Below are 10,396 nucleotides of genomic sequence, written 5' to 3'. Positions count from 1 at the left end.
TGATGGGCGTGGCCCGCGGCGCCGTCCTCAAGCGCGCCCTCCCACCGGCCGCCGTCCTCGTTGTCCTCGCCGCTGTCATCTTCTGGCTGACCCGGCGTCGTCGTCCGGCCGGCCAGGCGTCGATGACGTCGGCATGACCCGGGTCGGGCCACTCATAGACCTCGAGGAGGGGCGGCGGGGCTGCGGACGTGTCCCCTGCCTGCGAGGAGCCGATGCAACGGGCCGTCGCCACCCCCGTGCCGTCTCATCGAGTCCGGCCGCGTCACGACGAAGGACTGAGAGAGAAGAGAGAGATGTTGCTTCGGTCAGGTGAGAGAACGGTCGCCGACGACGTGAGCCACAGCAGTTCCGCGGTCGCTGCGGGGTCAGAGCGCGTCGTCGACCAGTACCGACGCCCGTTGCGGAACCTGCGGATCTCGGTGGTTGACCGATGCAATCTCCGGTGCCAGTACTGCATGCCGGAGAAGGACTACGTCTGGCTTGCCCGAGAGGATCTGCTGTCCTTCGAGGAGATCTCGCGGCTGACTGATGTCTTCATAGGCCTCGGCGTCCAGAAAGTACGCCTCACTGGCGGGGAGCCGCTCCTACGCCGCGACATGCCCGAGCTGGTTCGGCAGCTGGCGCGCAAACAAGACATCCGAGATCTCGCCATGACGACGAACGGCGTTCGGCTCGCTGAGCAGGCCGAGACGCTGCGTGACGCGGGCCTGCACCGAGTGACCGTCAGCCTGGACACACTCCGCCCTGAACGGTTCCTCACACTGACCCGGCGGGACTGCCTCTCCGCGGTACTCGAAGGCATTCGATCATTGACCCCCGCGGGATTCACCGACACCAAGATCGACACGGTGGTCATCCGCGGTGTCAACGACGACGAGCTTACGGAACTCATAGAGTTCTGTCGGCAGGTTCCCGCCGAGGTGCGATTCATCGAGTACATGGACGTCGGCGGAGCCACGGGGTGGTCCTCGGCAAAGGTGCTGACCCGGGAGGAGATCCTCGCTGCCCTCGCTCGTCACTACGGCTCTGTCGAGCCTGTCGTGGATGAAGCCGAGTCCGCGCCGGCAGACCGTTTCGCGCTTCCCGACGGAACGACGTTCGGCGTCATCTCCTCGACAACCCAGCCCTTCTGCGGGTCGTGCGATCGTGCACGGTTGACCGCAGATGGCATCTGGTACCGGTGCCTGTATGCGTTGACCGGTACCGATCTGCGGACCCCGCTCCGGGACGGCGCTACCGATGATGAACTGCGGGGCGTGATCGAGTCGGTGTGGAGAGCACGTCGTGACCGCGGTGCCGAGGCACGGCTTGCCGCTCGGCACCGACGCCCCCTCCTCTCCGCCGAACGCCTGAAGCGCGACCCGCATCTCGAGATGCATACGCGCGGTGGCTGAGGTCACATCACGACGCAGCCACCACCCTTGATCAGAGACCGCTTTGCAACCGAGCTCGGCCAGGAGCACGTGCGATATCCGACTTTCCGCGGTCTGCCCGTGACAACACCAATTCAGAAGAAGGAGACCGCTGATGCAGATCTCCGTGCTGTACTTCGGCGCGTTGCGCGAGCAACTCGCGAGAACAGCGGAGACCGTTGTGCTGCCGGATGGAAGCACCCTCCAATGCCTGATCGACGTCCTGCACGACAAGTATCCGGAGCTGGCCCGGGTAAAGCGCATGGTCAAGGTGGCGGTGAACGAGGACTTCATGTCTTCGGAGCACGTACTCGAAGACGGTGACGAGATTGCGCTCCTTCCGCCGATCGCGGGCGGAGCGGAAGGCCCGTACGCCCGGCTGAGCGACGAGCCGTTGCGGCTCGACGAGGTACTCACGGCGGTGACCGATCCGTCGCACGGGGCGGTTGTCACCTTCACCGGCCTCGTACGGAATCACAATGAGGGCCGACAGGTTGTTCGACTCGAGTACGAGGCATACCGGTCGATGGCCCTCAAGACGCTCACGAACATCGTCGAGCGATGTGAGGCGGTGGGCACGGGAGTACGAGTCGCGGTGACTCACCGGGTGGGTGTGCTCGAGGTGGGAGAGCCAGCGGTCATGATCGCTGCTGCCGCGCCGCATCGGGCAGAGGCACTCGAGGCCTGCACCATGTGCATCGAGCTCTTGAAGTCGGAAGTGCCGATCTGGAAAAAGGAAAGCTCTCCCGACGGATACGAGTGGGTGGGGATGCGGCCGTAGATCAGCCTGTCAGGAAGGCGGCACCGTCCGCCCGTCCGCCGCGCCACCTGCCGACGGACCCGGGAGCAACCACGTGCCTCGGTCGCAGGCTCCCCAGCCCACCAGCCGCTCGCGTGCCCCTGCTGCTCCGTCATGCCGACGGCGGGCGGCAACTTCTTCGGCGCGCGCACGGCCAGGAACCGGGAGACCGGGGAAAACACCCTGTATCTGCGCGGGTGGCGTCCACCGCGACCGCAACCGAGCACGTGACCCCGCGGCTACTCGAGGCCTTCTGCCGTCGCCAGCCCGATGCCGATGTCGTTACCCTGGCCGTGCCCGGCTCGGCGTTCGCCGACCTGCTGCGGGACCATCGGGCCGACGTGGTGATCGGTCCGGCGTGGCCCTCGGACGAACCACATGAGCCGCTGTTCGGCTTCCCTACCCGGTTCGCGTGTTGCCGCATGTCGTGTTGCAGGCTCCACAGAGAACTGACGCTACGTGTAGCAGTGATTACCAAGGGTGTTTCTTCGGGGTGGCGCGTGCGTTGGTCCGATCCCGAGCGTGGTCGCTGCTCCACCACCACGGAGAGCGGGCCGCTTGGCTGCTCGGCCGCACGCCCGCCGAGGGCTGGACCGGCCGGGGCGGGATACGGATGACCCATGCCGTCGGGTGCGGTCTACTTGAGGAGCGGGGGTTATTGAAAGAAGGTGACGGCAGTGGGCCCGGAGCCGGACAAGGCGAGCAGGACGCTGCACCTGCCGCAACTGCCGCAGGTGCAGCTCGACAAGTTGCTGGAAGCCGTGCTGCAGGGCGGGATCAGTGACGCGCTTGGCCGGGACCGGTGGTACCAACTGCTGAAGGCCGTGCTCTCGGTCGGCCAAGAGCTGGACTTCATGCAGGTGTTGGGGCGGACCGTCACGGCTGCTGTCGAGCTGATGGACTGTGAGTACGGCGCGCTCGGCATTGTCGGCCAGGACCAAACGATCACGGTGTTCGTGCCGGTCGGGATGAGCCAGGAGCAGATCGCCGCGATCGGGGCGTACCCGGCCGGCAAGGGGGTTCTGGGTGAGCTGATCCGACATCCCAGGCCGCTTCGGCTGCGTGAGGTGTCCAGGCACCCGGCCGCGTACGGCTTCCCGCCGAACCACCCGCCCATGCACTCGTTCCTCGGGGTGCCCATCCGGGTGCGCGAGGAGGTCGTCGGCAATCTCTACCTCGCTGAGAAGCGCGGGAGTCAGGAGTTCGACCTGGCGGACGAGGCCGTTTTGCAGACGCTGGCGGTGGCGGCCGGGGTCGCGATGGAGAACGCGCGCCTGTACCAGAAGGCCGGCAAGCGCCTCCAGCTGCTGTACGACGCGGCTACACGGGTCGGCACCACCCTCGACGTGGTGCGCACTGCCGAGGAACTCGCGCGGGTGGTGGTCCCCGGCTTCGCCGACTACACCACCGTGGAGCTGCTGGAAGCCGTGCTGCAGGGCGGAGAGCCCTCGGGTACCGCGGAGATGCACTGCACCGCCTCCTGCGGTGTCCGGCAGGACGCTCCCTTGATCCCGGTCGGCGAGCGCATCACCTGGCTCCCCGCCACGCCGATGGCTTCGGCCCTGGTCAGCGGCCACGCGGTGCTCGAACCGGATCTTGGCGCCGCACCCGGCTGGCAGACGCAGATTCCGCCGGCCCGGCAGATCACCGACTACGGGATCCGTTCACTCATCACGGTGCCGCTACAGGCGCGCGGCGTGGTGCTGGGCCTGGTCAACTTCTGGCGCTTGGAGGAGACCGAGCCCTTCGACCAGGAGGACGTGTCCCTCGCCGAGGAACTGGCCACCCGCGCCGCGGTCTGCGTCGACAACGCCCGCCGCTACACCCGCGAACACACCATGGCCGTCACACTGCAGCGCAGCCTGCTGCCCCAGACCCTGCCCGCACAGAACGCGCTCGACGTCGCCTACCGGTATGCGCCCGCCGAGGCCGGTGTGCGCGGCGACTGGTTCGACGTCATCCCGCTGCCCGGGGCTCGCGTCGCGCTGGTGGTGGGCGACGTCGTCGGGCACGGCCTGCATGCCTCCGCCACCATGGGCCGTCTGCGCACCGCCGTCCACAACTTCTCCACCCTCGACCTGCCGCCCGACGAACTCCTTGGATACCTCGACGAACTGGTCGCTCGGATCGACCAGGACGTAAGAGAAGGTGAGCCGGGTATCACCGGAGCCGCGTGCCTGTATGCCATCTACGACCCGGTCCCCGCTCAGGTCACCATCGCCCGGGCCGGCCATCTGGGGCCCGCCCTGGTCCACCCCGAGGGCTCCGTCACCTTCCCCGAGGTGCCCGGTTCCCCGCCCCTGGGACTGGGCGGCAGCCTGCCCGTGGAGACCGCCAAGTTCCAGGTGCCTGAGGGATCCCGCCTGGTGCTCTTCACCGACGGGCTGGTCGAGGACCGCGACCGGGACATCGGTGCCGGCCTGGCCCTGCTGCAGCGGACTCTGGCCGAAGCCCCAGGGCGCGATCCGGAGCAGACCTGCCAGGCGGTCTTCGACGCCCTACAAGCAGCGCGTCCCCGCGATGACATAGTCCTGTTGGTGGCCCGCACCCGGGTGTTGGACCCGGGCCGCGTCGCCGACTGGGACGTACCTTCTGACCCGGCGGCCGTCGCCCGGGTGCGCGCCGGTGCCGACCGCCAGCTGCGGGTCTGGGGTCTGGAGAAGATCGGCTTCAACACCGAGCTCATCCTCAGCGAACTGGTCACCAATGCCATCCGCTACGGAGCCCCGCCCGTCCACGTCCGACTGCTGCACGATCGCACCCTGATCTGCGAGGTCACCGACGGCAGCAGCACGTCCCCGCACGTGCGCCGGGCGGCCACCACAGACGAGGGCGGACGAGGCCTTTTCCTCGTCGCCCGGTTCGCAGAACGCTGGGGAACCCGGTACACCGCGGGTGGCAAGGTCATCTGGACCGAACAGGTCCTGCACGACGGCGCGGGCGGACCCGGCACCGACCTCGCCGACCTCCTCCTCGATCAGTGGGATGAGCCCACCCTGTGATCGCGGTACCGGAGCAGCTCATGTCCGTCGTGTGGGGTGGTGCCCGCCCTGGGCGGGGCGTGCCCGGGTCGAACCTGTGTCCGCCGTCTTCGCCGCCTACGCCCTCGGCTCCGCCGCCGTCCTGCTGCTCGTCTCCGTCACCACCGCCGCCGCGGGCGACGTCCTCGTCCAGTACCCTGCGCCCCTCCGACGGGTTCTCGCGCAGCTCGGTGGTGCTGCATTGCATCCGGCTCAAGAGCGACGACGTCTCGTACCTGGGTGGTGGTGACCTGGGTGGTGGTGACCTGGGTGGTGGTCCGGCAACCTCCACCGTCGAGGTGCCCCGGGCCCAGGCCGCCGGGGCCTCGCGGAACGGCTTCGACGACGAGATGACCGAGGACACGGGTGACGGGCCGGTGCAGCGCCTCACCCGTCCAGCAGCATGACGAACATGCCCACTCCCATGACGACTCGGCAGGCCTGCGGCATCCCCGGTGCACGCAGCAGTTGCGCACCGCCGGTGACGGCAACCACGTCGCCCGGCGCGGTAGCCAGCAACCGACTGCCCGTCCACACCGCGTAGCTCCCGAAGTACAGCAGCAGCAAGCCGGTCAGCAGCAGCGGTCCCTCGGCCGCTGGAACATGCCCGGCATGCTGCGGTCCACCGGTGGCGTCGGTCGCCATGGGCAGGGCCATGTACACCATCGCGCCGCTCCCCACCGCGTGGTGCAGCCGGTGCGCGCGGTGCCGGGCACCGCCCCCGCGCAGTGCGGCGGCCAGGAACCAGGCGCCGACCCCGCTGAAGAGCACCACGCACGCGGCGGCCGGCACGCCGCCGCCCCGGCTGACCGGCAGGGCCATCACCGCCATACCGATCCCCATGAGCGCCTCAGCGGCATCCGATTCGCGACCTGCCCACCCCGTGCCGCCGCGCTGCGCGGCGGGTGTGCGCAGCCGGGCGAGGCAGAACAGGGCGGCGGCACTGGTGAGCGTCGCGAGCAGCCAACTGACAACTGCAGGTCCATGCATCGGCTTCCCTTTCGGCCTGTGAGAGCCGGCTCCGTCGAGCAGACGGCATCGTCGTACCGGGGCGCCTCACCCGGACGTGGCCACAGCGACGGCGGTCAGCGCCCCGGCAGCCACGACGGCGGCCACGACGGCCGGGTCGTTGGGGCGACCGGACAGCCCGTCCCGAAGTGCGGCCGTCAACGCGGTCCAGCCCGCGCCCGCCAGCACTCCGGCGACGAGAGCCAGAAGCACTGGAACGAGGAGAGTGGGAGGGTCAATCGCGAGGACGCCGATCCCGGGGCTGGCGCTCGCCAGAAGGGTCCAGACCACGAGGCAGCGCCGTCCTCCGCCGACGACCACCGCCAACGCCGCCCCTTCCGCAGCGGCGTGTACCACGAGGGCTGCCAGCACGGCCACGGACCCGGACGCAAGTGCCATGCCCTCGACCGCGCGGTGGACGGCCAACGCCACGACGGCCACCCAGCCGTGGAACTGCCCGCCTTCGCTCGGACAACTGCTCCAGATGCCCGCGCTGGAGGCGGCGTAACCGCGGTGCACATCAGCGGGACGGACCACAGTGGCAAGCCGGTCTCCACGGCCTCGTGGAGGGCGTCCGGGAGGACGTGGACGACCGCGACGACGAGCAGGACGCCGGAGGCGGCGCCCAGGAGTACGGCAGGGCGCAGAGCCACGCCCCGACCGAGCCAGACACCGGCGACAGTCGCCGAGGCAACGGCCACCAGGCCCGCGATCATCGAAGCCGGCGTGGCCGCCGAGATCTCGTGCCCGTGAGCGACCAGAGCGCCCGGAGTCACGCCTGATCCCCCTTCGGACCGAGTCGGGTCTGGTGCCGGGGGACGCAGGACCCCAGCGACGGACCACCGTCGGCCATGGCCGCCAGACCGGCGCGCCTGGCAGCACCCGCGCAGGCGGGCCTGACCCGGCTGACCGCCGGCGGGCTAGCCACGGGACGTTCCCACTGGTGCGCGCCGGGAGAGGGATCCGTCCGGTCCGGCTATCGCCTCGATGACCTCGGCCAGGGCGGCATAGCTGTGGCCGCTCACGAACGCGTCGCAGTGCGGCAGGGCCGCGGCCATTCCACCCGTGAGCGGGGCGTACCCGGCGGCCGCCTTACGTGGGTTGACCCACACGATGCGGTGCGCGAGGCGGGCGAGCCGGGTCATCTCGCGCCCGACCGCACGGGGGTCTTCGCCCTCCCAGCCGTCGGAGAAGATCACGACCACCGCGCCGCGGGCCATCCCCCGCCGGCCGAAGCCGTTGTTGAACTCGGCTAGAGCGCGACCGATCCGCGTGCCGCCCGACCAGTCGGAGGCGGTCACGCCCGCCCGGCGGAGCGCGGCGTCGGGGCTAGCGTTCCGCAGGACCGGGGTGAGCCTGGTGAGCCGGGTGGCGAAGACGAAGGCCTCGGCGGACACGCCGGCGGCGGCCCGCTGGAAGAAGCCGAGGTAGGCCCGGGTGTAAGGCTCCATCGACCCGGAGATGTCGCACAGCAGCACCAGCGGGCGGCGGCGGAGGCGGTTGTGGCACCGGGCCAGCCGGACCGGCTCGCCGCCGGTGCGCTGGCTTCGGCGCAGCGTGCGGCGCAGGTCGATGTGGCGGCCGCCGCGCTCGGCTTCCTTGCGGCGCGTTCGGCGGAGCGGGGTACTCACCACAAGCGATTCGATGAGGCGGTGCAGGGCGGTGAGTTCGTCGGCGTCGAGGGCACCGAAGTCCTTGTGGGCGAGGGCCTCCTCGGCGCTGCTGATCGCCCGCAGGGCCTCGACTTCCCGATCGGCGTCAGCGCTGGCACCACCCGGCTGCGGGGCACCGCTCGGCCCCCGCGACCCCGAGGCTTGCAGGGGCTGGTCGGAGGGGACCGGCGGCCGGCCGGGACCGGCCTCGACCCCCGGCAGCGGTGTGTTGTTCTGGTCACCGCGGACCTCGGCCGGGTCGAGGAGGCCGCCGAAGAGTGCGTTGAATACCCGGTCGAACGGCGCGATCTGCTCGCGCCCTGTCACGAGGGCCAGGCGGGCGGTCCAGTACAGAGCGGACCGGTCCACGGGCGGGTGCAGGCGCAGCGCCTGGAGGAAGCGCACCGACCGCTCCGGCGTGACGGCCACGCCGGAGCGGTGCAGCGCCTCCCCGAACCGGCCGGCGAAGTCGGCGAGGTCGAAGGTGGGCAGGCTGATGCGCTCATGCATCGCGGGTGCCAGCCAGCCATGCCACGCCGCGCTCACGCACCAGGTCGTGGTCCTCGCGGTATTTGAGCAGGGAGCCGAGGGTACGGTCGGCGGCGTCGGCGTCCAGCCGGTCCACACCGAGCAGGGAGAGCGCCGAGATCCAGTCGATGCTCTCGGCGATGCCGGGTGGCTTCTGGATCTCCAGCGACCGGAGCCGTTGCACGGCCGCCGCCACGTCGTTCGCGAGCGAGGCCGAAGATCCCGGGACCCGGCGCCGGACGATCTCGATGAGCTGCTCCGCGCTGGGGTAGTCGATCCAGTGGTAGAGGCACCGACGCTTCAGGGCGTCGTGGAGGTCCCGGGTGCGGTTGGAGGTCAGCACGACGATCGGGGGCACCGTGGCTTTGACGGTGCCGATCTCCGGGATGGTCACGCTCGACTCGGCCAGGACCTCGAGCAGGAACGCCTCGAAGTCGTCGTCGGCCCGGTCGACCTCGTCGATCAGCAGCACCGCGGGCATCGGGCCGGGGTGGGTGAGGGCGGCGAGCACCGGGCGCCGGACGAGGAACTCTTCGGTGAACAGGTCGGCCTCGGCCAGCTCGGAGTGCTTGGCCTCGGCGAGGCGGATGCTCAGCAGCTGGCGGGGGTAGTTCCACTCGTACAGGGCCTCGGCGGCGTCGAGGCCGTCGTAGCACTGGAGGCGGATCAGCGGGGTGCCGAGCACGGCCGCGATCGCCTTGGCCGCCTCGGTCTTGCCCACCCCGGCTTCGCCTTCGAGCAGCAGCGGCTGCGGGAGGCGCAGTGCGAGGTACAGCGCGGTCACCAATCCGTCGTCGGCCACGTAGCCGGCGGCGTCGAGGGCGGCGCCGAGCCGCTCGACGTCTGGGACGACCCCCTCGACGGGCGAGGTGCATCCGCCGAGGGCCGGCCCGTGGACTCCCGATCCCCGGGCGGGGACGGAATCACGCTGGTCCCGTTCTTCTCGGAGGGCGGTCACGGTCGGGTCGATGTGCAAGGTTGACTCCTGACTCCAGCCATGCGGCGGGCTTCTGGTGGCCTAGGCGCCGCCTCCGGCACCCGCACCTGCGTACCGGGCGGGATCGGCTTCGAATGCGGCGCGGCACCCCTCGGCGCAGAACCATCGCCGCTCGCCCGCGGCGTCGGAGTGCGGCGTGTGTTCGACCGCGGCGACGGTCATGCCGCACACCGGGTCGATCGCAGTCGCCGGCTCGGCCTCGGCCTCGGCCTCGGCGACCGCCCCTGCGGACGTTTCGGGCTGTGCGGGCTCGGCCCGCACGGACGCGACGATCTCGGCCAGGATCGACAGGGCGATCTCCCCGGGCGTGCGGGCGCCGATCGGCAGACCCGCCGGGAGGTGGATCCCCGCCCGCTGCTCCGCGGTCACGTCCAGGCTGTCCAGCACCGCCGTGCCGCGCTTGCGGCTCGCGACCAGGGCGATGTACGGGACCCCCGCACGCAGGGCAAGAGCGAGGAGCGGCTCCTCGTCGCGCCCGTGGGAGGCGACGACGACCGCGGCGACCCCGGTGAGGGACTCGGCCGTGACGCCGGAGGCGCCGACGGCCACGACGTCGTAGTCGAGGGCCGGACCGAACTCAACCAGCTTCCGGGCGATGGGGGTTTCGCCGAGAACGAGCACCCTCGGGGCGGGGCGGAGCGGCTCGAGGAAGATCTCGAGTGCCCCGCCAGACAGGCACGGATTGCCGACCATGACGGCCCCCTCATGGACGACGGCCTCACCGGTCTCTTCCGGAGAGATCCGCAACAGCACCGACTCGCCGGTCTGCAGCGCCTCCAGACCGTAGCGCCGCACCGTCGCCTCCGCGCAGGTGCCCCCGACGAACCCCTCGATGCGGCCGTCCACAAACACCAGCGCGGTGTCCCCGGGGTGCGCGCTCGTCGGCCGGGGCGCGGGCGGCCGCCTTCTCCAACTCGCCCGGAACGTCCGCCGGTTCGCACTCGACGACCTCCGCCTGCGGCAGCGCGTCGCGCAGCGTG

At 70.6% G+C, this 10,396-nt stretch carries 10 protein-coding genes and 1 pseudogene; 5 read left to right on the top strand and 6 right to left on the bottom strand.

Annotated features, from left to right (window positions below):
* The first annotated feature begins 212 nt into the window (after positions 1 to 212).
* From moaA to ABZV31_RS37695, 5 genes are all read left to right on the top strand, one after another.
* Positions 213 to 1,394, top strand: a complete 1,182-nt coding sequence (moaA, locus tag ABZV31_RS37715) for a GTP 3',8-cyclase MoaA (protein ID WP_355901348.1) — start codon at positions 213 to 215, stop codon at positions 1,392 to 1,394.
* A 133-nt stretch (positions 1,395 to 1,527) separates the two neighbouring features.
* Positions 1,528 to 2,193 carry a molybdopterin converting factor subunit 1 gene (moaD, locus tag ABZV31_RS37710; protein WP_344007478.1) on the top strand — a complete coding sequence of 222 codons (666 nt, stop codon included), beginning with the start codon at positions 1,528 to 1,530 and terminating at the stop codon, positions 2,191 to 2,193.
* Entirely contained in the window at positions 2,106 to 2,828 is a 723-nt protein-coding gene (locus ABZV31_RS37705; RefSeq protein WP_355901347.1) for a LysR substrate-binding domain-containing protein, read from the top strand. Before moaD ends, ABZV31_RS37705 begins: the two co-directional genes overlap by 88 nt.
* A 60-nt stretch (positions 2,829 to 2,888) precedes the next feature.
* Positions 2,889 to 5,213 carry a SpoIIE family protein phosphatase gene (locus ABZV31_RS37700; RefSeq protein ID WP_355901346.1) on the top strand — a complete coding sequence of 775 codons (2,325 nt, stop codon included), beginning with the start codon at positions 2,889 to 2,891 and terminating at the stop codon, positions 5,211 to 5,213.
* 212 nt (positions 5,214 to 5,425) lie between these two features.
* Positions 5,426 to 5,638 carry a hypothetical protein gene (locus ABZV31_RS37695; protein WP_355901345.1) on the top strand — a complete coding sequence of 71 codons (213 nt, stop codon included), beginning with the start codon at positions 5,426 to 5,428 and terminating at the stop codon, positions 5,636 to 5,638.
* On the opposite strand, the gene ABZV31_RS37690 is transcribed toward ABZV31_RS37695, so the two are convergent.
* From ABZV31_RS37690 to ABZV31_RS37665, 6 genes and pseudogenes are all read right to left on the bottom strand, one after another.
* Entirely contained in the window at positions 5,619 to 6,221 is a 603-nt protein-coding gene (locus tag ABZV31_RS37690; protein WP_355901344.1) for a DUF5134 domain-containing protein, read from the bottom strand. The genes ABZV31_RS37695 and ABZV31_RS37690 overlap by 20 nt on opposite strands.
* A 66-nt stretch (positions 6,222 to 6,287) precedes the next feature.
* On the bottom strand, positions 6,288 to 6,776 hold the full coding sequence (locus ABZV31_RS37685) for a hypothetical protein (protein ID WP_355901343.1): 489 nt from the start codon (positions 6,774 to 6,776) through the stop codon (positions 6,288 to 6,290).
* 383 nt (positions 6,777 to 7,159) lie between these two features.
* Positions 7,160 to 8,437, bottom strand: a complete 1,278-nt coding sequence (locus ABZV31_RS37680) for a VWA domain-containing protein (RefSeq protein WP_355901342.1) — start codon at positions 8,435 to 8,437, stop codon at positions 7,160 to 7,162.
* Entirely contained in the window at positions 8,394 to 9,221 is an 828-nt protein-coding gene (locus ABZV31_RS37675) for a MoxR family ATPase (protein WP_355901350.1), read from the bottom strand. Before ABZV31_RS37675 ends, ABZV31_RS37680 begins: the two co-directional genes overlap by 44 nt.
* A 216-nt stretch (positions 9,222 to 9,437) precedes the next feature.
* Positions 9,438 to 10,109: an XdhC family protein gene (locus ABZV31_RS37670; protein ID WP_355901349.1), complete on the bottom strand. Its 672-nt coding sequence runs from the start codon at positions 10,107 to 10,109 to the stop codon at positions 9,438 to 9,440.
* Positions 10,110 to 10,166: 57 nt separating this feature from the next.
* Positions 10,167 to 10,289 (bottom strand): annotated as a pseudogene (locus ABZV31_RS37665) (XdhC family protein); the annotation flags it as partial.
* Between the last annotated feature and the right edge of the window lie 107 nt (positions 10,290 to 10,396).

Origin of the sequence: Streptomyces sp. NPDC005202, assembly GCF_040608235.1 — a bacterium.
Classification (GTDB): domain Bacteria; phylum Actinomycetota; class Actinomycetes; order Streptomycetales; family Streptomycetaceae; genus Streptomyces.
Note: the sequence above shows the minus strand (reverse complement) of the source record. Positions and strands in the feature narration are given on the sequence as shown.